Raw genomic sequence first — 25984 nt, 5'->3', positions numbered from 1 at the left:
GCCTTCATCGACTTACTTTCGGACGACGCGAAGCGCCGACTCGATGGCGTCGGCGAACGTCGTCACCGCCCCCTCGCGCGTATCGAGGCTCAGATACGGCTCGATGAGTTCGAGTTCCATCAGGTGGAACTCGCCGGTCTGCTCGTCGTCACCGCCGTCCCTGTTGTCACCTCCGACCCTGTTGTCACCGCCCTCCCCGTCGTCACCGCCCCGTTCGAGACCGTCCACGCGAGCGTACGGGAGGGAAACGGGGTCGATGTCCAGAATTTCGCACGCAGTTTCGAGCACGTCTCGCGCCTGCTCGACGGGTTTTCGCGGCGGGTCGTAGGCCTCTCCCGTCCCGCCGTACCTGTTGTGGGCGCGGAAGTCCCCGTCGGCGGGATAGCGCCGCCGCGCGTGGCTGAACTCGCCGCCGAAGAAGACGAGCGACCGCTCCCCGTCAGCGATTTCCGGCGCGAACTGCTGGACGAGCACGCCTCGGTCGGCCACGAGCGTCTCGAACTCCTCTTGCCGGTCTGCCGCCTCGTCAACCGACGTGCGCCACGCGTTCGCCGAACTCGTCCCGATGGCCGGTTTCACCACGGCTTCCTGCCAGCCGTTTTCCCGAAGCACCGTCCGAAGGTTTCCGTCGCTCCCCCGCTCCACCCACGCCGTCGGAAGGATATCGACGCCCTCCGCGGCGAGTTCGCGGAGGTAGAACTTGTGCATGTTCCAGCGAACGACCTCCCCCGGATTGAGTAGCGTCACCCCCGCCTCCTCGACTATTTCCGTCCACTCGCGGAAGGCGTCCGGTCGGATGTGATAGTTCCAGCACGAGCGGACGAGCGCGACGTCGAAGCGCGACCAATCGATATCCTCGTCCATCCAGATGACGGGTTCCGCCGCCCAGCCACGGTCGCGTAACTCGGCCTGCACGGAACGTCCGTTTTCCGACAGTTCCGGTGCCCGCTCTCCCGTGACGATGCCGAGGGAGCGTGACTCCTGTCTGACCATTACGTCGAACTACCGAACGAACACAGTAAAGCGCTCCCGAAACTACATTTTTGTAACAATTGTCTCACTTGGGATTCGGGAGGACGCCGACATCGCAACCTCCCACCGACCTCCGCCGCTCCCGTTCAGTTGAACGACAGCACGTCGCCGGGATTGAAGTAGTAGAGCGCGGCCAGTCCGACGCCGAACAGGGCGACAAGAAGGCTCAATAACTCGCCGGTCGCGGCGTCGAACCCGTCAGCGAGCGCATAGTACCCCATCGCCAGCGCGAACGCCATCCAGATGAGCGAGAGACGGCGGCGTTTCGTCTCGTCCATGGTCGTCGTTGGCGAACTCGCGGTATCAGTCTTCGCTTTCGAACCGTCCCCACAACCGTCCGTCCCCTTCGGGTCCCCCGTCTGGCTTGTCCTCGTTTCGCTCCGCCATCTCCTCGATTTCGAACCCCAACGACTCGTAGAACGGCCGCACCTTCGGCGCGAAATCGGCCGTCAGCGCTCCCTCGCGTTCGACGGCGGCCGCTATCAGTTCGCCGCCGATTCCCTGCCCCCGACGCGCTCGTCGCACCGCGATTGCCCCGATGTGGGTCGGTCGGTCCGCCGCGGCGTCGAGCACCGCCGCGCCGAGGAGTCGCCCTTCGTCTTCCGCTACCAGCACGTCCCCGGACTCGATTTTCTGCTCGACTGCCGCGGCGTCGATTTCGAGCATCGCGCCGTTCACGATTCGCAACACGTCGAGGTGGTCGTCCCCGGTCGCGGCCCGGACGGTCATCCGCCCTTGATGAGCCGGAGGATTTTCACGTGTTCCGCTTCGACCGGTTGGTCCTCCGGAACCGGCCGCCCGTCCACCATCACGGACACCTCGTGTGGGCTCAGGTCCACTTTCGACACCAAGTCGGCGTAGGTTTCGTCGTCCACGTCGAACTCGTGGCTCCCCTCGCCGACCACCTCGACGGTCACGTTCATTGCCGTGTCTTACCGTTCTCGGCCCTTGAGCGTGTCGAAGACGACGACTTCGAGTTGGTTTCGCCGAAACCGTGACGACCTCGATGAGGACTTCGAAAGCCCCCGCCCGCTCGCGGTGGGGTGTCGTTAGTTTTTCTATGACTGCAACGACAGACGTCACTGAAACCGCCACCGCACAGCACCGCACCGCACCGCACCGCGTGCTCACGGCGTTGCCGTCGTCCTGCCAGCGTGCGCCGGTGTCGTTCGTTTCGATTTCGATGAGTAGCACCGCGTCGGCTCTCGAACAATAGATTGGTCAGTCGGCTGGCGTCTCCTCGTCGGTTCCCCTGCGCGTCGTTTCGACGTACTCCGGCGTGCTCCGCCGTCCGCGGTAGTGCGCCCGGAGCGCCATCGCCAGCGCGCCGAGTCCCAGCAGGAGGACGACGAACTGGACGATGCCGCCGACGATGGGTATCCGGTCGAGGACGGCGATGACGAACAGGCCGAGCACCAAGCCGATCCACCGACTTCCCTCGTCCGCCAGCGAGAGCAGCCAGACGCCGACGGTGAACGACCCGTACACCGTGGCGATCCAGAGGAAGATGGCGAAGATGATTGCGCCGAGAATCGAGATGGGGATGCCGATGAGGGTCACGGCGAAGACGAGGAGCACGATGGGGATGAGGACGAGCAGGAGGAGGCCGACTCCGACCGAAAGCACCGGGTCGGCTCGCCCCCGGTCGGCGACGCCCTCGGAGAAGCCGGGGAACGCCGCCAACAGCACGATACCCAAGAGGAGATTGACGAAGAAGCCGTACACTGCGCCGACCCAGTTGGGCACTTGCGGCACGGGTGCGGGACCCGCGTCACCCAGCGATTCGTCCTGTCGGACCGTCCCGCTGACGGTCGCCCCCTGTTGGCGGTTGAACGTTTCCGTGTCGTAGACGAGGTTGCCGCCGACGTTCGCCGTGTTGGCGAGCGTGAGCGTCTCGCTCGCAACCCGCGCGTTCCCTTCGACGGTGCCCGCGATCAGGGTGTAGCCCGCCGCGCCTTCGAGGGACCCGACGGTGGCCGACTGGGCGATGGCGAGGTTGCCGGTCTGTGCGTCGACGGTTCCGGTGACCGTCCCCTCGATTCGGACGTTCCCGGCGACCGCCGACACGTCGCCGTTGACCCGGCCGCTTTGGGCGACGAGGACGTTTCCGGAGAAGGCGCTCAGGTCGCCATCGACCGTCCCGCGAATCACGACGGTTCCGCCGGTGGCGGTGAGACCGTCGCGGACGGTTTCGCCCTGTTCGACGACGACCGTTCCGCCGGTTCGTGTCTGTTCTGCCGCCGCCGTCGCGGGCATGATGGCGAGCAGTAGCACCACGACGAGGATACTCACGTGTGCACGCATGGGCCGGTTGTCGGCGTCCGACAGGATAGTAATTGAGTCGTTGTCGCGGAGAATCGTGCGTTGTTCGCCGGAATCGCTGGCCTAACCGGCCGTTCTCCCGACGGGAAATCGTGAAGCGCGGGCGCGGAGTCTCGGGGACTTTAAGAACGATAGGTGCCTCTGCTGGACCATGAGCGAGGCCGACGCGGAAACCGTCCCCGGACGTGGAACTATCTGGGTCGAGAAGTACCGGCCCCAAACCCTCGACGACGTGGCGGGCCACGACGACATCACGGCTCGACTGAAAAGCTATATCGAGCGGAACGACCTGCCTAACCTGCTGTTCTCCGGGCAGGCGGGCATCGGGAAGACGACCTGTGCGGTCGCCATCGCCAAGGAACTGTACGGCGATAGCTGGCAGAGCCACTTCCTCGAACTGAACGCCTCCGACGAGCGCGGTATCGACGTGGTGCGCGACCAGATCAAGAACTTCGCCCGCCACGACCCCGGAGCGGTCGATTTCCAGATCATCTTCCTGGACGAGGCGGACTCCCTGACGAGCGACGCGCAGGCCGCCCTCCGCCGCACGATGGAGCAGTTCTCGGACAAGACGCGCTTTATCATGTCGTGCAACTACTCCTCGAAAATCATCGACCCCATCCAGTCCCGGTGTGCGGTGTTCCGCTTCGGCCCGATTCCCGACGATGCGGTCGCCGGGTACGTCCAGTACGTCGCCGACGAGGAGGGTATCGAAACCACCGACGACGGTATCGAGGCGCTCGTCTACGCCGCCGACGGCGACATGCGCAAAGCCATCAACGCCCTGCAAGCCGCCGCCGTCATGGGCGAGCAGGTGGACGAGGAGAGCGTCTTCGTCATCACCAGCACCGCCCGACCCGAGGACATCAAGGAGATGGTTCGACACGCCATCGACGGCGATTTCACCCGTTCCCGTTCCATCCTCGACGAACTGCTCACCGAGCGCGGCATGGCCGGTGGCGACATCATCGACCAACTCCACCGCTCGATTTGGGAGTTCGACTTGGACGACGACGACGCGGTGCGCGTCCTCGAACGCGTCGGCGAAGCCGACTTCCGCATCACGGAAGGTGCGAACGAGCGCGTGCAACTCGAAGCGATGCTGGCGTCGCTGGCGCTCGATAACTGATTCCTCGTCGCCATCTTGTCACCTTTCTATTACAAAACTAGCTGACCCTTTCAGTCGGATTTTTTACGTCTCGGTACACTCCACGGAGTATGGTTCGCACAGTCCCCACGAGCGTTGCTCTCCAATTCGAACTCGAACGGCCGGAGGGCAGTCGATGAGGCCCGCCATCGAGACGGACGGACTGACGAAGCGATTCGACGACACGACGGTCGTTTCGAACCTCGAACTGACCGTTCCGTCCGAATCCGTCTACGGCTTCCTCGGCCCGAACGGTGCGGGGAAGACGACGACGATGCGGATGCTGACGACGCTGACGCCGCCGACGAGCGGCACCGCACGCGTCGCGGGCCACTCCATCGCCGACCGGGACGCCGTCGTTCCGCACATCGGCTACATGCCCGAGGAACCGCCGCTGTACGACGAACTCACGGCCCGCGAGCAGTTGCAGTACATCGCCGGGCTTCGTAACGTTGAGGCCGACGACCGAATCGAGACACTCCTCCGTCGCTTCGACCTCCTCGACGACGCGGACGAGCGCGTCGGCACCTACTCGAAGGGGATGAAACAGAAGACGGCGCTGATTCAGACCGTCCTTCACGAACCCGACGTCGTCTTCCTCGACGAGCCAACGTCGGGTCTCGACCCGCGTGCCGCCCGCACCGTGCGCGAACTCATCTCCGAACTCACCGCCGACGGCATGACCGTCTTCCTCTCGACGCACATCCTCCCCGTGGTCGAAGAGCTCGCCGATACCGTCGGCGTGCTGTACGACGGGTCGCTCGTCGCCGAGGACTCGCCGGAGCGACTCACCCACCGCGCCGAGAAAGAACAGACGCTCGAAGACGTGTTCCTCGACGTGACGAGCGAGGAACCCGCTCCGGCACCGGTGGAACGATGAACTGGAGCCCCGGGCGGAGCGTTCGAATCGCCCGCATGGAGTACCGCCGGAGCGTCCGTGCCATCGGAAAGAAGCCGATTCAGATGCTCGCCTTCGGGCTGTTCTCCCTCATCTTCATCGGCGTTCCGACCGTCGCCGGTTCGTACCTCGCGTACAAATTCGGCGGCGAACTCGCCACGACGGACCTCCCGCTGTTGGTGGGTGCGCGCGGCGGTATCGCCGTCTCGTGGCTCATGGTCACCGTGATGATAGCCTCGCGCGTCATCGGCAAAACAGGCCGTATCGACCAGGAAGCGGGCATGTTGACGACCGTTCCCGCCCGCGACGTGGTTGGCGGACTGCTCGGCGCGGAACTCGCCCGCGTGGTCTCCATCGCGGCGATACCGCTGCTGTCGATAACCGCGGCGTTGAGTCTCTCCCTCGGCACGCCGCTCCCGCTCGTTACCGTCGTCCTCGCCCTGCTCGGACTCGTCACGACGGCCCTTCTCGCTGGTCACATTCTCGGCCTGCTCATCAAAATCGCGCTCGAACGGTCGGAACTCCTCGCCCAGTACAAATCCGTCCTCGCGGTGCTCGCGTTCGGCATCTACATGGCCGCGGTCATGAGCAACGCGCTCGGGACGGTCATGGCCTCGCTCGCCGAGGTGTTGCAGAACGCCCCGACCGCGTGGCTCGGCGACGTGCTCGTTCTCGGAATACCCGGCACGTCGCCGTCGCTCGCGCGGCTCGGCGGCGCGGTCGCCCTCGTCGTCGTCGGCCTGCCGGTCCTGTTCGCGCTCGACGTTCGGTTGGCGACGCGACTCTGGTACGGCGACCGGGTGCAACCCGAAAACAAACAGTACGACTCCAGCGAGTCGAACGCCGACTTCCTCGCGGCCATCGCGTCCAAACCGACGCGCTCCGTGGTCGCCAACGTCTGGCGGCGAACGAAACGCTCGCCGATTCGACTCCTCTACGTCGTGTACCCGGTGTTTCTCGTCTCCGGTCCGATTCAGGAGGCGGTCCAGGCGGGTCACGTCACCGAATCGTTACCGGTCGTCGTCTCGCTGTACGGCGCGTGGGCCATGGGCGGCGCGACGCTGAACCCCCTCGGCGACGAAGGTTCGATGCTGCCGGTAACGCTCATCTCGTCCATCCGCGGCAGGGAGTTCGTCAAGGGACACGTTCTCGCCGTGACCGTCGTCGGTCTTCCCATCGTCGTCCTCGCCACCGCGATTACCGGATTTTTGAGCCCCCTCGAACTGACGAGGTGGCTTTCCTTGACCGGTCTGAGCGCCCTCCTCGGACTCGCGGGGGCGGTCGTCGCCATCGGAATCGGGACCATGTTCCCGCGGTTCGGCGAAGTCAACGTCACCAAGAGTCGGACGGCCGTCGTCCCGAGCAAGACGGCGTTCGCGACGTACTCGCTCGTGGTGCTCCTCGGCTACGGCGGTGCCGTCACCGCCATCACGCCCGGCACGGCGGCGGGCGTTTCGAGCATGTTCGAGTTCATCACGGGATTCCTCGGGTACGCCGTGGCGATTTCGCCGCCCACGGTCCGCCTCATCGGCGGCCTCATCGCGGTGCTCCTCGGCGTCGTCGCGCCTCCGGCCGCCTACCGCTACTCGGTTCGACGGTTCGAATCGTACGCGCTCGACGCCGACGATTCGGGCTTCGCCGTCTTCGAGTCCGTCGGCGAACTGTTCTGACCCGTTCGACTCTTTCGCCCGTTCCCCGGCATCGCTTCCCTCGCGGGTTCGGAGCGACGACGGACGCGTTCCCCGCTTCTGACGGATGTCTCGCCCGGCCTGAACGTGCTTGCGGAACTGTTTTACGCACCGATGGGTGACAAACTACCAAGAATGAGCGAACTCGAGGAGGAGTATCGCCTCGATTATTTCGAGGAAAACGACTTCGTGCGAAAAGAGTGCTCCGAGTGTGGAGCGCACTTCTGGACGCGCGACCACGACCGACAGACGTGCGGGGAACCGCCGTGTGCGGAGTACGGGTTCATCGACGACCCCGGCTTCGAGGAGGAGTATTCCCTATCGGAGATGCGGGAGGTGTTCCTCTCGTTCTTCGAGGAACACGACCACGAACGAATCGACCCCTACCCGGTCGCGGCGAATCGCTGGCGTGACGACGTGCTACTGACACAGGCATCCATCTACGACTTCCAGCCCCTCGTCACCAGCGGGAAGACGCCGCCACCGGCCAACCCGCTGACCATCAGCCAACCCTGCATCCGCATGCAGGACATCGACAACGTTGGCAAGACGGGACGGCACACGATGGCCTTCGAGATGATGGCCCATCACGCCTTCAACGTCCGCGAGGACGCCGAGGAGGAGTACGCCTACGACGGCGAAGTCTACTGGAAGGACGAAACCGTGGCTTACTGCGACCAACTGTTCGAGTCCGTCGGCGCGGACTTGGACGAAATCACCTACATCGAGGACCCGTGGGTCGGCGGCGGCAACGCCGGCCCCGCTATCGAAGTCATCTACAAGGGTGCGGAACTCGCCACCCTCGTCTTCATGTCGATGGAGCAGGACCCCGACGGCGAGTACGAGATGAAGGACGGCAACCGGTACAGCCCGATGGACACGTACATCGTGGACACCGGGTACGGCCTGGAACGCTGGACGTGGATGAGTCAGGGAACCCCGACCGTCTACGAGGCCGTCTATCCCGACATGATCGCCTTCCTCAAGGAGAACGCCGACATAAATCTCTCCGAGGAGGAAGAGGAACTCGTCCACCGCGCCGCGAAGCTCGCGGGTCACATGGACATCGACGAGGCCGAGGACATGGACGCCGCCCGCGACAACATCGCGGAGAAGGTCGGCGTCTCGACGACGGAACTCGTCGAACTGATGGAGCCGCTCGAAACCATCTACGCCATCGCCGACCACAGCAGGGCCCTCGCCTACATGTTCGGCGACGGCATCGTCCCGAGCAACGTCGCCACCGGCTATCTCGCCCGCATGGTGCTCCGCCGGACGAAGCGCCTCTGTGATACCGTCGGCGTCGATGCGCCGCTGGACGAACTCGTGGACATGCAGGCCGAACGCCTCGGCTACGAGAACCGCGACACCATCCGCGACATCGTTCGGACGGAGGTCGAAAAGTACCGCGAGACGCTCGAACAGGGCGGCCGCCGGGTTCGTCGCCTCGCCAAGCGACACGCCGAGGAAGGCAAACCCATCCCGACCGAGACGCTCGTCGAGTTGTACGACTCGCACGGCCTACAGCCCGATATGGTCGAGGAAATCGCCGACGAGTTCGGTGCCTCGGTGTCGGTCCCGGACGACTTCTACAGCCTCGTCGCCGAGCGCCACGACGGCGGACAGGCGTTCGAGGAGGAGGAATCCGAGGACGACCGTTTCACCGACCTCCCCAAGACCGAACGCCTCTACTACGAGGACCAGTACCGGACCGATTTCGAAGCCGTCGTCCTCGACGTGTTCGACCGCGAGGAGGGCTACGACGTCGTGCTCGACCAGACGATGTTCTACCCGGAGGGCGGTGGCCAACCCGGCGACCACGGAACGCTCTCGACCGACGAGAAGACGGTGAAGGTCACGGACACCCAAATCGACGACGGCGTGGTGCTCCACCACACCGACGACCCCGTCGATAAGGGCTCCATCGTCCGCGGACAGATAGACGCTCAGCGTCGCCGTCGCCTGATGCGCCACCACACGGCGACCCACATCGTCGTCCACGCGGCGCGCCAGATTCTCGGCGACCACATTCGGCAGGCAGGTGCCCAGAAGGGAACCGACAGTTCGCGCATCGACGTGCGCCACTACGAGCGCATCGACCGCGAGACGGCGAAGCAAATCGAACTGCTGGCCAACGAAATCGTCATGGAGAACACGACGGTCCAGCAGGAGTGGCCCAACCGCCACGAGGCCGAGGAGGAGTTCGGCTTCGACCTCTATCAGGGTGGGATTCCCGCCGGGACGAACATCCGACTCATCCACGTCGCCGAGGACGTGCAGGCCTGCGGTGGCACTCACGTCCGCCGAACCGGTGACGTCGGCTGTATCAAACTCCTCAACACCGAGCGCGTGCAGGACGGCGTGGAACGTCTCACCTTCGCCGCCGGTGACGCCGCCATCGAGGCGACACAGGAGACCGAGGACTATCTCGGTGCCGCCGCCGACACCCTCGACGTTTCGCCGTCGGAGGTTCCGGAAACGGCCGACCGCTTCTTCGAAGAGTGGAAGGCCCGCGGCAAGCAGATAGAGGACCTCAAAGAGCAACTCGCCGAGGCCCGCGCCAGCGGTGCGGGCGGCGGCGAGGAAATCGAAGTCGGCGACACGACCGCCGTCATCCAGCGCATCGACACCGACATGGAGGAACTCCGCGCCACGGCCAACGCCATGGCCGAGGACGGTAAAATCGCCGTCATCGGCAGCGGTGCCGACGGCGCGCAGTTCGTCGTCGCCATCCCGGACGGCTCGTCGGTGAACGCCGGGTCGGTCGTCGGCGAACTCGCCTCCTTCGTCGGCGGTGGCGGCGGCGGCCCCGCCGACTTCGCCCAGGGCGGCGGTCCCGACGCCGACAAACTGGACGAGGCGTTGGAGAGCGCGCCCGACGTGCTCAAGCAAGTCGAGAACGCTTGAATTTCGACTTCTGAACTCTCCTCGTTTTTGCATTTTCCGAACTCCGGAGCGACATCTCCGATATTCGTCTGCTCGCATCAACAGCACGGAGTACCGGTAGCGCGAACGGGTTAATAAATGCAGAGTATAGAATAACAACTCCTATTAACTAGTTGTTCTAGATTGTTAAACCGGCATGGACACGATATCACGACGCGGACTGTTGGCAGCGACGGGAGCGGGAATGGCGGGGCTCGCGGGTTGTACCCTCGGAGGGAGCGGTAAGACGGAATCCCTCCACGTCGGGTGGGTTCCGATTTATTCGAACATCCAACACTTCGTGATGAGCGAACGCGGGTATTACGACGAACTCGACGTGAAGCTCTCGACGACGAAGTTTTCGTCCGGCCCCGCCGCCGTCAAGGCGTTCGCCGCTGGCGACATCGACGTCGGTCTCTTCGGCATCACGCCCGCGATGGTCCTGACCGACAAGGGTGTGGACGCGGACATCCTCGTGGCGAACTCGCGGAACGGATTCAAGATGGTTGCAACCGACGACTTCGCGGACCGCTACGACGAGGAAGGGAACGGAGCCTTCCAGTCGTACAGGGACGACCGCGGTTCGAAACCGGTCTGGGGGACCGCACCCGACGGTTCCGTTCCCGATATCCTCACCCGATATTGGCTCGAAGAGCACCTCGAAGCCGGTGAGACGGCAAACGTGATCAACAAGCCGAAAGTGCCGCCCGCGAAGGCTCCACAGGCGGCGCAATCGGGTGACATCGTTGGCACGACCGTTCAAGAGCCGTACGCGACTCTCGTCGAGCAACTCGACGGGTATCGGGAGATAGAGTGGTCCGGAACCGTTCTTCCGGACCATCCCGTCACCGTCGCGTTCGTTTCGAACACGATTTCGGACTCGTTGAAGCGGCAGTTCGTGGACGGACACGTTCGGGCAACGAACGCGGTTCACGACGACCCGATGGGGGCGGCGGCGGACGCCGCGACCGTTCTCGACCTCGATGAAGACCTCGCCGAGCGTGCCATGGGTTCGAAGGCGTCGGATTTCCTCTCGAATCCGAACGATATCGCGTCACAGTCCGAAACGATGTCGAAATTTGTCGCCGAAGTCGGCAACATCGGCGGGGAGATGAGTGCGGACGAACTGTTCGACGTTTCGGTGTACGAGGATGTGGCATGAGCCTCGAAACGAAACTGTCCCGTACTCCGGGCCGAACCGCCGACTCGACGGATATCGATCGAACCGTGGCGGGTACGCTGGGCATCGCCTGTTTCCTCGGCGTTTGGTCCGCGCTGGCGACGCTCGTTCATCCGGAATATCTCCTCCCGGGGCCGCTTCCGGTCCTGTCCGCACTCGGAGCCGAGTTCACCACTAGCGCGCCGTTCGTCCTCCCGGTCGTTGGCGTCCCCGTCGAGCTTCCGCGCGCACTGACGCGGCTCGCTCAGACGTCGCTCCATCTCGTCCCCGGCTTGGTTATCGGTGCGTTCGTCGGAAACGCGGTCGGCCTGTTAGTCGGCTACTCCCGTCGCATCGACGCGACCGTGACCCCCGCCATCCGCGTGCTTCGTCCGATTCCCGAACTCGCGTGGATAGCCTTCGCTATCGTCTGGTTCGGCATCGGCCACGCCGGTGCGGCGTTCATCGTCGCAATCGGCGCGCTGTGGATCAACTATTACGGCGCGTACTCGGGCGTTCACGGCGTCCGCGACGGCTACAAGGAAGTCGCAACCAGCCTCGGCGTTCGCACGCACTTGGGGATGCTCCGTCACGTGGTCCTCCCCGCCGCGTCGCCGTCGATGGTCAACGGCTTTCGAACGAGTATTGGTCGCTGTCTCATGATCGTCGTCGGCGCGGAGCTGTTCGGCGCGCCCGGCGTCGGCTACGAGATTATCAACGCGTCCAACAACCTCGACATGGCGCGAAGCATGGCCTACATGCTCCTGATCAGTGCCGTCTACATTTGCGTTGACTCGGCGTACGCGATGGTCGAAACGAGGTGGTTCGCGTGGCGTCCTTGAACGAGGGCTACGAGTCGAAGACGAACGCACCCGTCATCGAGGTCGATGGTGTTTCGAAACGGTACGATGCTCGTACGACCGTCCAGGCGCTTCGAGACGTATCACTGACGGTCGCGGACGGGGAGTTCGTCTGCCTCGTCGGACCCTCTGGGTGCGGAAAGACGACGCTTTTCCGCCTCGTCGCCGGACTCGAATCCCCGACCGACGGCGAAATTTTCGTGTCCGGCGCTCGGGTCACCGGTCCGGGAATCGACCGGGGAATGGTCTTTCAGGAGTACAATCTCTTCCCGTGGAAGACGGTCGAGGGGAACGTTCGATTCGGTCTGGACCGCCCCGCCTGTGAGTGCTCGGACTGTACGTCGCGGGTCGAGGAACTCGTCGATTTGGTCGGACTGACCGGCTTCGAAGACGCCCACCCGAAGGACTTGTCCGGGGGCATGAAACAGCGCGTCGCCGTCGCCCGCGCGCTCGCCGTGGATCCGGAAATTCTCCTCATGGACGAGCCGTTCGGAAGCATCGACGCACAGACGCGGGACCGGCTACAGCACGAATTGCTCGACATCTGGCAACGAACCGGAAAGACAGTGCTGTTCGTTACGCACGAAATCGAAGAGGCCGTCACCCTCGCCGACCGAATCGTCGTGTTCGGTCGCAATCCCGGACACGTCGTCACGACTATCGACGTGGACATGGAACGGCCGCGTGAGCGAACGGATCGGGAATTCGTGGCCGCTGTCGAGCGGATTCGAAAACGAATCGAATAACGGGGCCTCCGGAACCGTTCGGTAGCCGAAACCGACGGCCCACGTAATTCCGGTAGTCACGGTAGAACGGTCACCGTAGCAAAAATAAATCGCATATTGCGATATGAAATCGGTCGAGTTCGGAAACAAGGATTTCGATACTGATGCGAGCGCTGACTTCCCACCGCAAAATCCGTGGTAGCTCTCACGACCAACTCGGTTCGGTCAGAACGCGTCGAGAACGACGAACGAGAGATACAACTGCCCGATACCGGCCAGTATCATTAGCCCGCCCGCGACGCGTTCCAAGGCGTACGAATACCTGCCCAGTTCGCGCCACCAATCGACGCCCGCCGCCATCAGTAGCGTCACGCCGCTCAAGGGAATCACGACGCCCAGCGCGTAGCTTCCGAACGAGAGGATGCGGCCCGAGAGCGGGAGCGTGAGCGTCTGGGCGACGACGCCGAGGAAGACCGGTGCGACACAGCCCGCCGCGGCGAGCGCGTACCCGCCGCCGAAGAGGACGAATCCGGTGGTCGACGCGGGGCGTTCCGGGAGCGGAACGCGAACCGTCGGTCGTTTGCCCGCGACGACGAGCAGTCCGACGACGAGCAGGACGACGCCCGCCAGCGGTTCGAACCACTGGAGGTACCGAACGAGTTCCTGTCCAGCCACGAAGACGGCGACGCCGACCGCACCGAGAGTGGCGAGCGCCCCGACCGCGGCACCGGCGGCGGGTAAGAGTGCAGACGAAACCGTTTCGTCGTCCTGATGTTGCAGGTAGTAGCCGATGTACCCGGGAAGCAACGGAAACGCACACGGCGCAAAGAACGTGGCAATTCCCGCGCTCGCGGCGAACGCGACCGTCGGCAGGAGGGTTGACGCGCTCATTCGTTTTTGGCCGCCGTAATCTGCTCGCGGAGCGTGTCGATGCCCGCCACGCCGTGGTGCGTCCACGTGACCGTTCCGTCCGGTGCCGCGACGCCGACGAACGGGAGGCCGCCCGCGTTCAGCGCGGCCATCACCGACGAATCCGGGTCGAGACCGAGCGTCCACTTCCCGTCGTTTTCGTTCCACCACGAGCGGATGTCGTCTTTCGTCAGCGTGCCGCCGATGCGCTCGTTCGTGATGGAGACGAATCGAACCTCGTCGCCGTATTCGTCGTGCAGTTTCGTCAGCGCCTCCATCTGCTCTTGACACGGCATACACCACGTGGCGAAGAGGTCGATGACGGTGACGGTTTCGGGAGTCGGAACCTGCACCGTCCCGGCGGTCGAACCTTCCGCACGCATCGTCTCGACGCGTTTCGGCAGTCCGCCGTCGTCCGACAGGCCGTTCAGCGCGACCCACGCGCTACCGCCGGTGATGCCGAGTCCCGCGAGTCCGGTGAGGAGGCGACGTCGATTCATCCGCGGACGGTTTCGAGGTCGTCGATTATCTGCTGTTGCTTCGGCGACGTGCCGTGGTACGCCCGTTCGACGTATCCCTTTTCGTTGACGAGCAGGATGAGTGCCGAGTGGGAGAACATGTAGTCGTCCTTCGATTTCTGTTTCGTCTTCTCGAACTGGACGCCGAACGTGTCGGTGATGACGTGTTTCGCCCGCTCTTCCGATTTCGGCCGGAGGAAGCTCCAGTCGTCGATGGACTGGTCCACGTTCATCTTGTCCGTGTACGCCCGCAACTGCTCTGCGTCGTCCCGCTGGGGGTCGAACGTCGTCGGCAGAAATGTCACGTCCTTCGCGTACCCGTTCTTGGTCGCGTGCGTCTGGACGTTGCGAAGCGTCGAGATGAGCACCGGACAGATCGTCATACAGTGGGTGTAGAAGAACGTGACGATGCTCGGCGTCTCGACGTCCCGAAACGAGACGGTCCGGTCTTCGAGCGGTGCGGGAATCGTCACGTCGGGGATCTTCTCGCCCCACGCCGGGTACGGGAGATCCGAACTTTCGACGTTCCTGTCGGGTTCGCTTAGCGCCACGTTCGGGTTCGAGTCGCCGAGCGACCCCAGACAGCCCGCCGCCGAGACCGCCGCTCCCGTCGCCGCAACGGAGCGGAGGTACGTCCGTCGATGCATGTCCGTGATTTTCGACGGAAGAGCCAAATGCAATCTGGTTCATTCCTCGAAGGCGAGAATGGGGTCGTTCGAACGGCTATCCGTTCCTCACACGCTGGCGCTGGTCGCCCGTCTGAGGACGACCAACGCGATGCCGGTCAGCACGAGGTCGAGCGCGACGAGGATGGCGATGGACGGCAGAATCGTGTTCCACTCCCAGCCGGTGATGACGAGCGCCCGTGCAGCATCGACCCCGTAGGTGATGGGGTTGACGGCGCTGATGTACTGAATCCACTGCGGCAGTCGGTCCACCGGGAGGAACGCGCTGGAGACGAACAACAGCGGGAGTTGCAGGAAGTTCACCGCGATGATGGTCGATTCCGTGTCGCCGGTCTGGATGCCGACGACGTTCGAGAGCGCCGTGAACCAGATGGAAAACAGGATGCCGATGAGCATCAGCGCGAGCACGCCGAGGAAGCCGGTGGCGATGTTCGCACCGAGGAGGACGCCAACCACGACGACGATTATTATCTGGACGCAGATGCGTGCGACCTCGGCGAGTGTCTTTCCGAGGAACACCGCGCCGCGGTTCATCGGCGAGACGAGCGCCTTGGCGAACATCCCCGTCTCGATGTCGTTGACCAACCCGATGCCGGAACTCGCCGCCGCGACGAGCGACACCTGAATGATGATGGCGGGAAGGAGGAAACTGATGTACTCGACGTTTTGCCCGGGACCGCCGATAGCGCCGCCGGTGACCTGCCCGAACACCTGCGAGAACAGGACGAGGAAGATGAGCGGTTGGACGATGGAGGAGGTGACGATGAACGGGTTTCGCACCGACTTGAGCAGCCAGCGGCGCATGTTCACCCACGTGTCGCCGAGGAAGCCGTTCCCCGGCGCGAGCGTTCGGTCCTCGCTCGCCCCCAAATCGGTGCTCACGCGGCCACCTCCGTATCCGACGCCGCTTCCTTGTCGTCTTCGACGCCCTCTCCGGTGACCGCGAGGAACACGTCGTCGAGCGTCGGCGACCGCACGTCGAAGCCGTCCACCGCGACGCCCGCGTCGCGGAGTTCGGCGAAGTAGTCCGCTCCGTGCGTTCGAATCGTCGTCGCACCGACCGAAATTCCGGTGTCCGTTTCGGTCACGACGGCATCGTGGAACACGTCGCCCGATTCGGCGAGGCGCGTCGCCACGTCGACGTCCGACGGCGCGATTTCGAGTTCGAGGATGTCGCCGCCGACCTCGTTTTTGAGTTCGTCCGGGGAACCGGTCAGCGCGATTTCGCCGTCCTTGATGAGCGAGATGCGGTCACAGAGCTGGTCGGCCTCCTCCAGATACTGCGTCGTCAGGAACACGGTGGTTCCCTCGCGGTTTATCTCGCGGAAGTAGTCCCAGAGGCGGTTTCGCGCCTTCGGGTCGAGTCCCGTCGTCGGTTCGTCGAGGAAGACGACCGGGGGATGGTGGACCAGCGCGGTGACGGCATCGAGCCGCTTTTTCATCCCTCCGGAGAACGTCTTCGCCGACTTGTCGGCCACGTCGAGCAGGTCCGCGAGGTTGAGGAGTTCGTCGGCGCGCTCGGCGCGCTCCGACTTCGGAATCCCGTACGCCGCCGCCATGTATTCGACGTTCTCGCGCGCGGTCAACTCCTCGTCGATGCTCGTCTCCTGTGCCATGTAACCGACGGAGCGGCGCACGCTCTCCGGGTCGTCGCCGACGTCGTAGCCGTTCACCGTGACGGACCCGTCGGTCGGCCGCAACAGCGTCACGAGCGTTCGGATGGTCGTGGTCTTTCCGGCACCGTTCGGGCCGAGGAAGCCGAAGAATTCTCCCTCCGGCACGCGGAGGTCGACCCCGTTGACGGCGCGGGTGCCGTCCGGATAGACCACGCGCACGTCGTCGGCGCGTATCGCGTCGGTCATTGCTGTCCCTCCGCCATCTCTCGGAACTTGAATATGAGGGTGTGAGTCACACCCTTACTTTCGCTTCTGTAGCTAAATACTATCAAGTCAGTAGTCGTGTATCGACTACAGAAATTGTAGTAGTGGCGTTGTCTGGTGTTTAATCGTTCTCGTTCGGTACACCGATCTCACCATAGAGGTCGTACACTGACGCCCACTCATACAGGTGGATGAACACGGGTGCGAGACCGTTGGCCGCGTCGGTCGGTTCGTACTCGACTCGCGGAGGTATCTCGTCGTACGACCGTCGCGTCAGCAACCCCGCCTCGGTGAGTTCGGAGAGACGTTTCGAGAGCGTCGTTGGCGATACGTCGAGTCGGTCTTCGATATCCGAGAACCGGAGCGGTCCCTCGTTCATCGAAAAGAGGTGGAGAACGGGGAGGGCGTAGGCCCGGCCGAGCAGCGTGAATAGTTCCGTAACCGTCTCTTTTTGCTGGTTTTCCCCATACTCATCGAGTCGGTCCCGATACCGCCGTCCGCGTTCGATTACCGCCTCCGGGTCGGGAAACTCGTCGCCGCTCATGGTGACACTTCGTATTCCGTAGTAATAGCGTTCCCGCCCCGTTGCGAGCGAAATCCGGGGTCGAGCGCCGTGCTCTTCCGTTAAAATTCTCGGAAAGTAGAGACGTAACGGAAACGGGCGTCTTCCGCTCCCCTTCCCGTTCCTCCGCTCCAATTGTAGAACCTCATCACCGATTTGATATCGCAGAATTTGATTTATGTCTCCTTCACGCGAAGCTACTCTTCGTTTCGTAGAATCGAACGAAACGGCCGATAACCTACCGTAGAAGCGATATTGTGGGCGTTCGTCGTTCAGTGAACCAGTCCGAGCACCGACGTCGCCGCTTTCTCCACCGCATCCGTGACCGCCTCGGGTGCGTAGACGCCCAACCGCCACTGGGTTCGTTGAGAGGCTTGCAGTCCCTGGACCAGCGGCGATTGGTCCGCCAACCGCCTGATTTCTCCGTTGACGACGACGCGACTGGACGATTCGGGGATGCTCGGTTCGCCGGGTGTGTCGAGCAGGACGTGTTCCGGTTCTACTCCCGCCTTCGCCGCGATGTCTCGTTCGAACTCGCGGACGTCGGCGTGGTCAGCCGCGACCACTTCGCCGGGTACCGACTCCCACTCCGCCCACACCGCCCGCTTGAACAGGTTCCGCTCGGCGATTCGGTTCGCCATCGGTCGGGTTTCCTCGTGGTTGCGAAGCGCGGCGAGCAGTTCGGCGTCGGTGAATCGCTGGAACTCCGCGGCGCTCACGTCGCTGGAATCGAGGAGGCGCTCGCTCGTCCGCTCCAACATCGCGCCAGCGATTCTGGAGACGTGGTGGCGATACACCGTCGCGTTCATCAGCGCGCGGGCGACGAGCAGGCTTTCCGCCGTCTGGACGTTCCCCTCGGCTAGTACGAGTGTTCCGTCCGTGAACCGGAGCGCCGCGAGCAGGCGGCCGTAATCGACCGTTCCGTACGGAACGCCGGTGTGGTGGGCGTCCCGGACGAGGTAGTCCATCCGGTCCACGTCGAGTTCTCCGGCGACGATTTGCCCGAGTTCGCCCTCTCCCGCGACCAACGCGGCGATTTCGTCGGGTTCGAGGTCGTGGCGTTCGAGCGTGGCCGCGAGTTCGCCGCGGTCGAGCAGGTCCCCAACCTCGTCGTGGTGTCGGCCCAGTCGCCGCTCGATGATACCCTCGGTCTGGTGGCCGTAGGGACCGTGGCCCACGTCGTGGAGGAGCGCGGCGGCCTGCACTCCTTTCGCCCGCCGGTCGTCGATGCCGAGACGGTCGAGCGCCCGTCCCGCGAGGTGGGCGACGCCGATGCTGTGTTCGAAGCGGGTGTGGTTCGCCGACGGGTAGACGAGTCGAACCGTGCTCAACTGCTTGATGTGTCGGAGCCGCTGAACCGGTGCCGTGTCCAGCAGTTCGGCGGCGACCGGCGGGAGTTCCACGTAGTCGTGGACGCTATCCTTGATGGCCTGCATGAGGTGTGGGTCTTTCGGCGGCGAGGGGTAAAGTGACTAGATTTCCGACGGAAATCTCGAATCTCCTCGGTCGGTTTCACGCATTCGAATATCTGTTGTGGCGTGCGCTGGCGGGACGACGCGGCCACTCTCGGCCGCGTCGTCGTGCTGTAGCGTGCGAGGTCTTCGTGAGTGACAACGGAACGAGCGAATGGCTCGTCAGAGCGTTGCTCTGACGGTGGATGAGCATCACAGCGAAGCGAGAAGCGCAATCGGTTGGGGAGGGTGTGGCTGATGCGGTTTGCGGTTGCGGTTTCAATGACGTCTGCATTTGAGGTCACGGAAAAATATCAACAACTCGCAACGAGTGGACGGGGGCTTTCGAAAACTACACCTTGGAAGTTTCAACGGCACCACTATCAACGTCGTTCCATCCCGACCCATGTCGAGTTCGAAACGCACGATTTGAAACACTCCCGTGCCCTACCCCTCGCCAAGGATGCCTTTCGCTGACAACGACGGACTCTCGATATACTACGAAACGGACGGCTCGGCGAACCACGACACGGTGACGTTCATCGGGGACGCGGCCTTCGGCGCGTGGCAGTGGGGCTGGCAGCACGCGGCGGTGGCCGGTCCGTTCGAGTCGCTGGTGTGGGACAACCGCGGAACCGGGCGCTCGGACGCGCCGGAAGGTCCGTATTCGGTCGCGGCGATGGCGGGCGACCTGGAGGCGGTGCTGGCCGACTACGGGGTCAGGAAGGCCCATCTCGTCGGTGCCGGACTGGGCGGGATGGTCGCGCTCCACTACGCGAAGCAGTTCTCGCGGGCGAAGACGCTGACGCTCATCGGGACGGCGGCGAGCGGGTCCCGAATCGACCCGGCGGTTCGGGAGGAACTGCTCGCCGAGAAGACCCCCGACGCGCTCCACGAGTCGCTCCGCCCGGTCGTGAGCGAGGCGGCGTTCGCCGCCGGATTGGAGGACGTGGTGGAGTGGCGGCTCGACGACGACGCCGAACTCCCGGCCCAACGCGCCCAGTTCGCGGCGCTGGACGGGTTCGACGTGAGCGACAGCCTGTACGAAATCACGACCCCGGCGCTGGTGCTCCACGGCACCGACGACCGCGTGGTTCCCGTCGATGCCGGAACGGAACTCGCTAACGGACTGCCGCGCGGCGAGTTACGGACGTTCGAGGACGCACCCCACCTCGTGCACGTCGAGCGGTCGAAGGAAGTGAACGACGAACTGCTCGACTTCATCGCCGCGAACGCGGAGAACGCGTTCGACTGACGTCCGAACGCTCGGTTGAGTCCTCAAAATAGGAAGCGGCAACGCGTTTTTCACACGGCAACTCGGACACGAAAGGACCGCTATGAAATGACCGCTGTGCAAGCGACGCGTGAACTATCCGTCTCGACACTTCACGCACACGCCGTTTTCGAGGTACACGCTCAGCGTCGTTCGTCCACACTGGTTACACTCGTCGAGTACTTCGTCCGGCTCTGGTTCGTTCTCGGTCACTGTGCGTCACCCTGTTGTGACGTTGTGGTGCTTGCACATCAAACTATTTTATATATCGATATAGGATGACGGACGGAGGACAATTGGCGCACGGCGTTCCCCCTACCGCGTCCCCGAACTGCTAACCGCTCTCGCGTCGCAGACGGTGTATGTCACTCTTCTCGGAGCGACACGCCGACCGCTGGGGGGACCGGACGGCAATCGTGGACGGAGGCGAGCGCCTCTCCTACGCCGACCTCGACGACCGAATCACGACCGCGGCGGGGCGACTCGCAACGCTCGGTATCGACGAGGGAAATTCGGTCGCTCTCGTCTCGCGGAATCGCATCGAGGTGCTGGTCTCCATGCTCGCCGTCTGGCGCGTCGGCGGCGTGTTCGCACCCGTTTCGCATCGACTGACGCCCGCCACCGTCTCGCGGCCGATGGAGCAAATCGACCCCGACCTCGTGCTATTCGAGTCGGCACAGCGGGACCTCGTTCGGCAGTTCGACGCCCGCTCGTTCGAGGAGTTCGAACACGTCACGCCCGCCGATTTCTCAGCCGTCGAGCGCGCCGACGCGGACACGCAGCTGCTCGTCCACACCGAGGACGGCGAACGGGTCGTGGAACTGTCGAAGCGGGCCGTCGAGTGGAACTGCCGAACCGCAACCGCCGGGTGGGGTCTCGGGAGGAACGATTGCACCATCGCCCTGTTGCCGCTGTCGCGCCCGGACTGCTTGCTCGGGTTCGCGCTTCCGCTTCTCGCCGTCGGCGGTCGAGTCGTACTGCGGCGCGCGTTCGACCCGGACGACGCCGTGACCGCAATCGAAGAACGCGGCGTGACCTGTCTCGTCGCCGCTCCGACCGAGTTCCGCGAACTGGCCGACGCCGGGTTCGAAGGGTCCGCTCCGGCGCTCGATTGGCTCGCCGCTCGCGGCCGCGTTCCGCCGGAGGTGCGCGAGGGGCTTCCGATTCCGCCCGTTCACGTCTACGGCCGCGCGGAAACCGGCGTCAATGTGCTCCGCGAAACGCCGGGGTCGGGCGCGGTCGCGTACCCGTTTCCGAACTGTGGGGTCCGAATCGAGGGCGAGGGGTCGGGCGACTTGCTCGTTCGCGGTCCGACGACCGCGACGGGCTATCTCGACGGAGAGGCGTTCGAAGAGTGGGTGTCGATGGGGGACGTGTTCCGGCACGAATCGTCCGCTAGACCCGACGCGACCGATTCGCGTGGGTTCGTTCCCGTCGGTGACGGCGACGACGATGCGTCCGAAACCGGCGGTCAGCGGGTCCATCCGCGAGCGGTCGAAACCGTGCTCGAATCGCATCCGGACGTACGGGAGGTCGGCATCGTCGAAGCCGTCGCGGAGACGGGCGGAACGGCACCGAAGGCGGTGGTCGTCGGCGACGTGCCGCCGGGCGCACTCCGCGAGTTCGCGGAGGAACGACTCGAACCGCACGAGGTGCCGCGGGCTATCGAACCGGCCGCGTCGCTTCCGCGACGCCCCTCCGGCGAACTCGACCGGGCGGCACTGCGCGAGCGGTTCATGACATGGGAGTGAGCGATGAATACGACGGATGGAACTCACGTGACGTCGCGGAATCGGCGGCTAAATCCCCTGTAGCGAAACTCATTTGATGACTCGCGTCGCTAGTGTCACCCGAATGAGTCGGCTCAGAATCGCATTTTTGAACGCCGCACACGGCGACGAAAACACGCGGCGAAATTTCCGGCGCGAACTCGACGCGGACCTCGTGGAGTTCGACGCGACCGAACGCCACCTCCCCGAACACTTCGACTTCGACGCGGCCGTCATCACCGGCTCGCGGTCGTCCGTCTACTGGGACGAAAGTTGGATTCCACCCCTCAAATCGTGGGTCGGGGACGCCATCGAAACCGGGATGCCCATGCTCGGTATCTGCTACGGCCATCAACTGCTGGCGGACGTTCTCGGCGGCGACGTTCGTGACATGGGCGAGTACGAAATCGGTTACCGGACGGTCGAACACTCCGGCGATTCCGTGCTGTTCGAAGGGGTTGACCGACGGTTTACCGCGTTCACGACCCACTCGGATGAAGTCGCGGAGCTCCCGCCCGGCGCGGAACCCATCGCGGAAAACGACTATTCGAACCACGGCTTCCGCAAGGGGGACGTGTTCGGCGTCCAGTTCCATCCCGAGTACGATACGAGGACGGCGGAGGCCGTCACCCGCGGCAAGGACCTCGGGGAAGCGCGTCTCACGGAGGTCTTGGACGGCATCAACGAGGAGAACTACGCGGCGGCGTGCGAGGCGAAAGCCGTGTTCGAGAACTTCACCGAATACGTCCGAACGGTGCGGAATCCAGCTGCCGACTGACACGAAATTCCGATAGTGTGATAAATAACCTGAATACTGAACCACCAGAGTCACCCCCGTAGGACGAGTGGTTTCACTCCATGGCAGACCAGACGACAAACGACGACGGTGGTTCGTCACGCGCCACCGCTTCGCCGACCGGGCCGAGTGCCGACGTCCCCCCGCTTTCACAGGACGCGCTCTTCGACGCCCTCTCGTCCCGCCGAAGCCGATACATCCTCCACGAGTTGCGGACCGAAGACACGCCGGTCACGCTCGAAACCCTCGTTGACACCGTTGCCGCGTGGGAGACGGACAAATCCATCGACCTCGTGTCCGACGAACACCGCCGCAACGTCCTCATGTCGCTCCAGCACACGCAACTCCCGAAACTGGCGATGGCCGGACTCGTCCAGTACGACGACGATAGACGGCTCGTCGATACGGGCATCCATTCCGACCAAGCCGACGCCTATCTCGACATCGCAATCGCGCGCGACGATGCGGTTCCGACCTCCGAGTAACGCTATTTTGCGGTCGAGTCCGAAGAGTCGGTAGCGATGCGTACGGTGCTACATCCTCGTCTCGGTTTCCTCGCTCGTAGCGTCTCTTTCGTCGCTCCCGTTCTCCGCAGTAGGAGGGCTTTTTAACATCCCCTCCGGAGAGTTTTGCATGCTCGATTACGTGGATTTGGAGGCAGACCTCGGACAGGAAGAGCGGATGGTTCGGGACACCGCCCGCGAGTTCGTCGAAGAGCACGTCAAACCCGACATCGGAGACCACTACGAAGCGGGGACGTTCCCGGAGGAAATCATCCCCGAGATGGGGGAACTCGGGTTCTACGCGCCGAACCTCGACGGCTACGGCCTGCCGAACCTGAGCGAGACGGCCTACGGCCTGCTGATGCAGGAACTCGAAGCCTGCGACTCCGGCCTGCGCTCGATGGCGAGCGTGCAGGGCGCGCTCGTGATGTATCCCATCCACGCCTACGGGTCCGAGGAGCAGAAAGAACGCTGGCTTCCCGACCTCGGCGAGGGCAAGGCGGTCGGTTGTTTCGGCCTGACGGAACCCGAACACGGGTCGAACCCGTCGGGGATGGAAACCTACGCGGAAAAGGAGGGCGACGAGTACGTCCTCAACGGCTCGAAGACGTGGATTACGAACTCCCCCATCTCGGACGTGGCGGTCGTCTGGGCGCGTGACCGCTCCGCCGAGGACTCGCCGGTTCGCGGCTTCCTCGTGGAGACCGACCGCGACGGCGTGACGACGAACCAGATACACGACAAACTCTCGCTTCGCGCGTCCATCACGGGCGAAATCAGCCTCCAGAACGTCACGGTTCCGGAGGACGCCGTTCTGCCCGGCGTCGAGGGGATGAAGGGACCGCTCTCCTGTCTCACGCAGGCCCGCTACGGCATCGCGTGGGGTGCGGTCGGCGCGGCCCGCGACTGCTTCGAGACGGCCCGCGACTACGCCACCGAACGCGACCAGTTCGGCGGCCCCATCGCGCGGTTCCAACTCCAGCAGGACAAACTGGCCGAGATGGCGACCCAGATTACGACCTCGCAACTGCTCGTCCACCGTCTCGCCGACTTGAAAGAACGCGGCGACCTCCGCCCGCAGCACGTCTCGATGGCGAAGCGGAACAACGTTCGGATGGCCCGCGACCAAGCCCGCGTCGCCCGCGAGATGCTCGGCGGCAACGGCATCACGACGGACTACCCGCCGATGCGCCACATGGCGAACATGGAGACGGTGTACACCTACGAGGGAACCCACGACATCCACACGTTGGTTCTGGGGCAGGATCTCACTGGCATCGCCGCCTTCGAGTGAGTGACGAAGGAGCGAAGTCGAGCCTGCGGGAACTCTGTTCCCGCAACGTTCGAGTAGTACCTTTTTCCTTCGGGTCCTCCTCGATGCGCTTCACGCATCTCGTCGAACCGCTCGCAAAAATCTACGCTAAAAAGGCCGTCAGCGAAGTGCTGCTTCGCTGACGGTGAACCGCGCTCGCTGCGTTCGCGCGGATGCTAGTTCCGATGTTTCATTTGTCCTCGGAGTGGGTGGCCAATTCATCTGTCGAAATCTCACACCTCTCACCATGCACTCCGTCGTTGCAGGTAGAGAAACAGCAGACCGACGAGGAAGAGTGCGACGAGAAATGCGATAATCCCGCCCATCGTAGTGATGAGGCTCTGAGGACCTTCACCAGTGGTCATGAGTATCCCGAAAACGGTCAGGCCGAGGGCCGTCCCGAAGATGATTCGCAAGTCCGTCAGCGTGATTTCGGTCATGGTTCGGACAATGGTTGGAAAAGTATTAAGTCAACCCGTGTCCCTCTTGAGGTCGTCCACTCTTTTCGGTCGGAGCGACAGCGCCCGCGCTCGAAGCGGTCCTTCGTCCCGACCGGTCGTCGCACGTGACGCGACGCAACTATGAAAGAAGACGAACGAGCGGTACGCGAGCGACTCGAATCGCATACGAACGACTACGAAGTGGGACGAAAACTGCACGACGTGCCGCCGCACGTCACGCACGAAGTTCGACTGGACGGGAGGCGGGCGGTCTGCAAACGTGCGACGAGCGACGAGGGTGACCCGGCGATGGAAGCCCGAGTCATGCAGCACCTCGAAACGAACACGTCGGTTCCGGTGCCGCACGTCCTCGTGCTCGGAGACGACTACTTCGTCGCGGAGTGGTGCGACGAGATTCCCGCGGACGGGAGCGTGGACGAGGCGAGCGCGCGAACGATGGGTGCCGGACTGGCGACCTTGCACGCCGAGACGACGTTCGAGTCGTACGGCTTCTTGGGAGCGCGGGACGGCGAACTGGTCCTCGACGCGCGGGAATCGTGGCACGGGACCGTCCGCGACTTCCTCGCCGACCGACGCGATTTCTTGCGAGACGGCGGGTTCGTCGCGGACGCCAAGGCGGCGGCCGACGCGCTGACGTTCGTCCGTGAGTGCCCGGACCTGTTCCGCGACGTCGGTGAACCGGTTCTCTGTCACGGTAACTACCTCCCCGACCACGTTGGACGCGATGGGGGTGATGTGACGACCGTCATCGACTTCGAACACGCGCTCGTCGGACCGGGAGAGTACGACTACTGGCGCACGGCGATTCCGCTTTGCGCCGGGCCGGGCGGCGTGGACGAGACGGTGGCCGAGGCGTTCCGAGCGGGCTACGAATCGGTTCGGGAACTCCCGCCGGGATTCGACCGCCGGGGCGACGTGTATCGATTGATAGTCGTCGTCTCCTTCTTCCGGTCGCTTCGCCTCCAACGTCAGCAAACCGGTGCGGAAGCAACTCGAACCGCGCGCCGTTTCCGGGAACTCGTTTCCGGGACCATCGAGTCGATACGGGAGGACTGTGACGACTGGTAACGACGCACACTGTCTACCAGATTTTATGCCACCCGAACGC

General features: G+C 63.9%; 27 protein-coding genes. 14 read left to right on the top strand and 13 right to left on the bottom strand.

Annotated features, from left to right (window positions below):
- Positions 1-12 precede the first annotated feature (12 nt).
- From B208_RS0110055 to samp2, 4 genes are all read right to left on the bottom strand, one after another.
- Positions 13-993: an ATP-grasp domain-containing protein gene (locus B208_RS0110055; protein WP_007976245.1), complete on the bottom strand. Its 981-nt coding sequence runs from the start codon at positions 991-993 to the stop codon at positions 13-15.
- A 125-nt stretch (positions 994-1118) separates the two neighbouring features.
- Positions 1119-1310, bottom strand: coding sequence for a hypothetical protein (locus tag B208_RS0110050; protein ID WP_007976246.1), 192 nt, complete (start codon positions 1308-1310; stop codon positions 1119-1121).
- A 25-nt stretch (positions 1311-1335) separates the two neighbouring features.
- Positions 1336-1761: a GNAT family N-acetyltransferase gene (locus B208_RS0110045; protein WP_007976248.1), complete on the bottom strand. Its 426-nt coding sequence runs from the start codon at positions 1759-1761 to the stop codon at positions 1336-1338.
- On the bottom strand, positions 1758-1955 hold the full coding sequence (gene samp2, locus B208_RS0110040) for a ubiquitin-like small modifier protein SAMP2 (RefSeq protein WP_007976249.1): 198 nt from the start codon (positions 1953-1955) through the stop codon (positions 1758-1760). Before samp2 ends, B208_RS0110045 begins: the two co-directional genes overlap by 4 nt.
- A gap of 137 nt (positions 1956-2092) precedes the next feature.
- On the opposite strand from samp2, the gene B208_RS23810 reads away from it, so the two are divergent.
- Positions 2093-2248 (top strand): hypothetical protein, encoded by a 156-nt coding sequence (locus B208_RS23810; protein WP_154652460.1) that lies wholly within the window; start codon positions 2093-2095, stop codon positions 2246-2248.
- A gap of 5 nt (positions 2249-2253) precedes the next feature.
- Here the strand turns inward: B208_RS23810 and B208_RS0110035 are convergent, their stop codons facing one another.
- The gene (locus B208_RS0110035; protein WP_007976251.1) at positions 2254-3336 is read right to left on the bottom strand and encodes a polymer-forming cytoskeletal protein; all 1083 of its coding nucleotides are present in this window, start codon (positions 3334-3336) and stop codon (positions 2254-2256) included.
- 169 nt (positions 3337-3505) lie between these two features.
- Between B208_RS0110035 and B208_RS0110030 the strand changes: the two genes are divergently transcribed.
- From B208_RS0110030 to B208_RS0110000, 7 genes are all read left to right on the top strand, one after another.
- On the top strand, positions 3506-4483 hold the full coding sequence (locus B208_RS0110030; RefSeq protein WP_007976252.1) for a replication factor C small subunit: 978 nt from the start codon (positions 3506-3508) through the stop codon (positions 4481-4483).
- A 154-nt stretch (positions 4484-4637) separates the two neighbouring features.
- Complete coding sequence (locus B208_RS0110025; protein WP_007976254.1) at positions 4638-5381, top strand: ABC transporter ATP-binding protein; 744 nt, start codon at positions 4638-4640, stop codon at positions 5379-5381.
- The gene (locus B208_RS0110020; RefSeq protein WP_049805637.1) at positions 5378-7069 is read left to right on the top strand and encodes a hypothetical protein; all 1692 of its coding nucleotides are present in this window, start codon (positions 5378-5380) and stop codon (positions 7067-7069) included. Before B208_RS0110025 ends, B208_RS0110020 begins: the two co-directional genes overlap by 4 nt.
- A gap of 153 nt (positions 7070-7222) precedes the next feature.
- Complete coding sequence (gene alaS, locus B208_RS0110015; protein ID WP_007976258.1) at positions 7223-9994, top strand: alanine--tRNA ligase; 2772 nt, start codon at positions 7223-7225, stop codon at positions 9992-9994.
- A 175-nt stretch (positions 9995-10169) separates the two neighbouring features.
- Positions 10170-11174 (top strand): CmpA/NrtA family ABC transporter substrate-binding protein, encoded by a 1005-nt coding sequence (locus tag B208_RS0110010; protein WP_007976260.1) that lies wholly within the window; start codon positions 10170-10172, stop codon positions 11172-11174.
- Complete coding sequence (locus B208_RS0110005; RefSeq protein ID WP_007976262.1) at positions 11171-12013, top strand: ABC transporter permease; 843 nt, start codon at positions 11171-11173, stop codon at positions 12011-12013. The genes B208_RS0110010 and B208_RS0110005 overlap by 4 nt, the downstream gene beginning before the upstream one ends.
- The gene (locus B208_RS0110000; protein ID WP_007976264.1) at positions 11992-12777 is read left to right on the top strand and encodes an ABC transporter ATP-binding protein; all 786 of its coding nucleotides are present in this window, start codon (positions 11992-11994) and stop codon (positions 12775-12777) included. The genes B208_RS0110005 and B208_RS0110000 overlap by 22 nt, the downstream gene beginning before the upstream one ends.
- A 204-nt stretch (positions 12778-12981) precedes the next feature.
- On the opposite strand, the gene B208_RS0109995 is transcribed toward B208_RS0110000, so the two are convergent.
- The 7 genes from B208_RS0109995 to B208_RS0109965 form a co-directional block, all read right to left on the bottom strand.
- Positions 12982-13647, bottom strand: coding sequence for a cytochrome c biogenesis CcdA family protein (locus B208_RS0109995; protein ID WP_007976265.1), 666 nt, complete (start codon positions 13645-13647; stop codon positions 12982-12984).
- Complete coding sequence (locus B208_RS0109990) at positions 13644-14165, bottom strand: TlpA family protein disulfide reductase (protein ID WP_007976267.1); 522 nt, start codon at positions 14163-14165, stop codon at positions 13644-13646. Before B208_RS0109990 ends, B208_RS0109995 begins: the two co-directional genes overlap by 4 nt.
- Entirely contained in the window at positions 14162-14830 is a 669-nt protein-coding gene (locus B208_RS0109985) for an SCO family protein (RefSeq protein WP_018128849.1), read from the bottom strand. The genes B208_RS0109990 and B208_RS0109985 overlap by 4 nt, the downstream gene beginning before the upstream one ends.
- Positions 14831-14917: 87 nt before the next feature.
- Complete coding sequence (locus tag B208_RS0109980) at positions 14918-15751, bottom strand: ABC transporter permease (RefSeq protein WP_007976271.1); 834 nt, start codon at positions 15749-15751, stop codon at positions 14918-14920.
- On the bottom strand, positions 15748-16731 hold the full coding sequence (locus B208_RS0109975) for an ABC transporter ATP-binding protein (protein WP_007976273.1): 984 nt from the start codon (positions 16729-16731) through the stop codon (positions 15748-15750). The genes B208_RS0109980 and B208_RS0109975 overlap by 4 nt, the downstream gene beginning before the upstream one ends.
- A gap of 139 nt (positions 16732-16870) precedes the next feature.
- Positions 16871-17293 (bottom strand): winged helix-turn-helix transcriptional regulator, encoded by a 423-nt coding sequence (locus B208_RS0109970; protein WP_007976275.1) that lies wholly within the window; start codon positions 17291-17293, stop codon positions 16871-16873.
- A gap of 290 nt (positions 17294-17583) precedes the next feature.
- Entirely contained in the window at positions 17584-18747 is a 1164-nt protein-coding gene (locus B208_RS0109965; protein ID WP_007976276.1) for an HD domain-containing protein, read from the bottom strand.
- Positions 18748-19225: 478 nt separating this feature from the next.
- Here B208_RS0109965 and B208_RS0109960 point away from each other — a divergent pair, with 478 nt between their 5' ends.
- The 5 genes from B208_RS0109960 (at position 19226) to B208_RS0109935 (ending at position 24397) form a co-directional block, all read left to right on the top strand.
- Positions 19226-20017 carry an alpha/beta fold hydrolase gene (locus B208_RS0109960; protein ID WP_007976278.1) on the top strand — a complete coding sequence of 264 codons (792 nt, stop codon included), beginning with the start codon at positions 19226-19228 and terminating at the stop codon, positions 20015-20017.
- A gap of 380 nt (positions 20018-20397) precedes the next feature.
- Complete coding sequence (locus tag B208_RS0109950) at positions 20398-21786, top strand: class I adenylate-forming enzyme family protein (RefSeq protein ID WP_007976283.1); 1389 nt, start codon at positions 20398-20400, stop codon at positions 21784-21786.
- Between the two features lie 103 nt (positions 21787-21889).
- Entirely contained in the window at positions 21890-22582 is a 693-nt protein-coding gene (locus tag B208_RS0109945; RefSeq protein WP_007976286.1) for a type 1 glutamine amidotransferase, read from the top strand.
- Between the two features lie 80 nt (positions 22583-22662).
- On the top strand, positions 22663-23085 hold the full coding sequence (locus tag B208_RS0109940) for a DUF7344 domain-containing protein (protein ID WP_007976288.1): 423 nt from the start codon (positions 22663-22665) through the stop codon (positions 23083-23085).
- A gap of 148 nt (positions 23086-23233) precedes the next feature.
- Positions 23234-24397, top strand: a complete 1164-nt coding sequence (locus B208_RS0109935; protein ID WP_007976292.1) for an acyl-CoA dehydrogenase family protein — start codon at positions 23234-23236, stop codon at positions 24395-24397.
- A gap of 260 nt (positions 24398-24657) precedes the next feature.
- Here B208_RS0109935 and B208_RS0109930 read toward each other — a convergent pair whose 3' ends face one another.
- Positions 24658-24855 (bottom strand): hypothetical protein, encoded by a 198-nt coding sequence (locus B208_RS0109930; RefSeq protein ID WP_007976294.1) that lies wholly within the window; start codon positions 24853-24855, stop codon positions 24658-24660.
- A 141-nt stretch (positions 24856-24996) separates the two neighbouring features.
- Here B208_RS0109930 and B208_RS0109925 point away from each other — a divergent pair, with 141 nt between their 5' ends.
- A complete protein-coding gene (locus B208_RS0109925) occupies positions 24997-25944 on the top strand; it encodes a phosphotransferase family protein (RefSeq protein ID WP_007976296.1) in 948 nt (315 codons plus the stop codon).
- Positions 25945-25984 lie beyond the last annotated feature (40 nt).

It is taken from the genome of Haladaptatus paucihalophilus DX253 (assembly GCF_000376445.1).
Lineage (GTDB): Archaea > Halobacteriota > Halobacteria > Halobacteriales > Haladaptataceae > Haladaptatus > Haladaptatus paucihalophilus.
The sequence above is the reverse complement of the archived record's forward strand: the minus strand, read 5'-3'. Positions and strand labels throughout refer to the sequence as shown.

Bases quoted from the DNA above. Each gene is read 5' to 3' on its own strand.
- B208_RS0110055 (WP_007976245.1), bottom strand. From the start codon at position 993: ATGGTCAGACAGGAGTCACGCTCCCTCGGCATCGTCACGGGAGAGCGG.
- B208_RS0110050 (WP_007976246.1), bottom strand. From the start codon at position 1,310: ATGGACGAGACGAAACGCCGCCGTCTCTCGCTCATCTGGATGGCGTTC.
- B208_RS0110045 (WP_007976248.1), bottom strand. From the start codon at position 1,761: ATGACCGTCCGGGCCGCGACCGGGGACGACCACCTCGACGTGTTGCGA.
- samp2 (WP_007976249.1), bottom strand. From the start codon at position 1,955: ATGAACGTGACCGTCGAGGTGGTCGGCGAGGGGAGCCACGAGTTCGAC.
- B208_RS23810 (WP_154652460.1), top strand. From the start codon at position 2,093: ATGACTGCAACGACAGACGTCACTGAAACCGCCACCGCACAGCACCGC.
- B208_RS0110035 (WP_007976251.1), bottom strand. From the start codon at position 3,336: ATGCGTGCACACGTGAGTATCCTCGTCGTGGTGCTACTGCTCGCCATC.
- B208_RS0110030 (WP_007976252.1), top strand. From the start codon at position 3,506: ATGAGCGAGGCCGACGCGGAAACCGTCCCCGGACGTGGAACTATCTGG.
- B208_RS0110025 (WP_007976254.1), top strand. From the start codon at position 4,638: ATGAGGCCCGCCATCGAGACGGACGGACTGACGAAGCGATTCGACGAC.
- B208_RS0110020 (WP_049805637.1), top strand. From the start codon at position 5,378: ATGAACTGGAGCCCCGGGCGGAGCGTTCGAATCGCCCGCATGGAGTAC.
- alaS (WP_007976258.1), top strand. From the start codon at position 7,223: ATGAGCGAACTCGAGGAGGAGTATCGCCTCGATTATTTCGAGGAAAAC.
- B208_RS0110010 (WP_007976260.1), top strand. From the start codon at position 10,170: ATGGACACGATATCACGACGCGGACTGTTGGCAGCGACGGGAGCGGGA.
- B208_RS0110005 (WP_007976262.1), top strand. From the start codon at position 11,171: ATGAGCCTCGAAACGAAACTGTCCCGTACTCCGGGCCGAACCGCCGAC.
- B208_RS0109995 (WP_007976265.1), bottom strand. From the start codon at position 13,647: ATGAGCGCGTCAACCCTCCTGCCGACGGTCGCGTTCGCCGCGAGCGCG.
- B208_RS0109990 (WP_007976267.1), bottom strand. From the start codon at position 14,165: ATGAATCGACGTCGCCTCCTCACCGGACTCGCGGGACTCGGCATCACC.
- B208_RS0109985 (WP_018128849.1), bottom strand. From the start codon at position 14,830: ATGCATCGACGGACGTACCTCCGCTCCGTTGCGGCGACGGGAGCGGCG.
- B208_RS0109975 (WP_007976273.1), bottom strand. From the start codon at position 16,731: ATGACCGACGCGATACGCGCCGACGACGTGCGCGTGGTCTATCCGGAC.
- B208_RS0109970 (WP_007976275.1), bottom strand. From the start codon at position 17,293: ATGAGCGGCGACGAGTTTCCCGACCCGGAGGCGGTAATCGAACGCGGA.
- B208_RS0109965 (WP_007976276.1), bottom strand. From the start codon at position 18,747: ATGCAGGCCATCAAGGATAGCGTCCACGACTACGTGGAACTCCCGCCG.
- B208_RS0109960 (WP_007976278.1), top strand. From the start codon at position 19,226: ATGCCTTTCGCTGACAACGACGGACTCTCGATATACTACGAAACGGAC.
- B208_RS0109950 (WP_007976283.1), top strand. From the start codon at position 20,398: ATGTCACTCTTCTCGGAGCGACACGCCGACCGCTGGGGGGACCGGACG.
- B208_RS0109945 (WP_007976286.1), top strand. From the start codon at position 21,890: ATGAGTCGGCTCAGAATCGCATTTTTGAACGCCGCACACGGCGACGAA.
- B208_RS0109940 (WP_007976288.1), top strand. From the start codon at position 22,663: ATGGCAGACCAGACGACAAACGACGACGGTGGTTCGTCACGCGCCACC.
- B208_RS0109935 (WP_007976292.1), top strand. From the start codon at position 23,234: ATGCTCGATTACGTGGATTTGGAGGCAGACCTCGGACAGGAAGAGCGG.
- B208_RS0109930 (WP_007976294.1), bottom strand. From the start codon at position 24,855: ATGACCGAAATCACGCTGACGGACTTGCGAATCATCTTCGGGACGGCC.
- B208_RS0109925 (WP_007976296.1), top strand. From the start codon at position 24,997: ATGAAAGAAGACGAACGAGCGGTACGCGAGCGACTCGAATCGCATACG.